Annotated in this window: 1 protein-coding gene; it reads left to right on the top strand. The window is 57.8% G+C overall.

All coding sequences use genetic code 11. The annotated features are described in order from the left end of the window. Positions 1-99: 99 nt before the first annotated feature. On the top strand, positions 100-516 hold a 417-nt coding region (locus EKL94_RS22300; protein WP_126930658.1), incomplete at its 3' end, for a M20/M25/M40 family metallo-hydrolase.

Below are 516 nucleotides of genomic sequence, written 5' to 3'. Positions count from 1 at the left end.
TTTTTTTTTTTTTTTGGATAGACCGGAACCCGGAAGGTACCACGCGGAAGGGTGTGGGAAGCGTCCGATGGGTAAAAGAGACAGGGACTGGTAAGGAGGATGGGAGGAGAGTACACACTGAGAATCCACCAGGGCGAGCCCTCGGTGTTCAACGATCCACGGGTGACCGCTTGGCTAGAAAAGACCGTGAGGGATCTGCTGCCGTGGGTTCGCCTCCGCCAGAGCCCTTTTGGCATGATCGGCGAGGACTTTGGACACATGACCCAAAGGGTTCCGGGGGCTTTGTTCCTGCTAGGGGCGGCCCGGGCCGATGGGATCAAGCGCGACCTACACACCCCCCTCTTCGATCTCGACGAGGCCTGCCTGCCCCTCGGGGCAGCCATTTTGGCGGAGACGGCCCGGCGATTCTTAACCGGGCCATACCTGGTTCCGTTCTCTTTTACACATCCCGGCGCCACCAAAAAGGCCTCCATCTGCGTTGGCGTTCTCTCCGGGAAAAAAAAAAAAAAAAAAAGG

Origin of the sequence: Stenotrophomonas maltophilia (assembly GCF_003970865.1) — a bacterium.
GTDB lineage: Bacteria > Pseudomonadota > Gammaproteobacteria > Xanthomonadales > Xanthomonadaceae > Stenotrophomonas > Stenotrophomonas maltophilia_AR.
The sequence above is the reverse complement of the archived record's forward strand: the minus strand, read 5'-3'. Positions and strand labels throughout refer to the sequence as shown.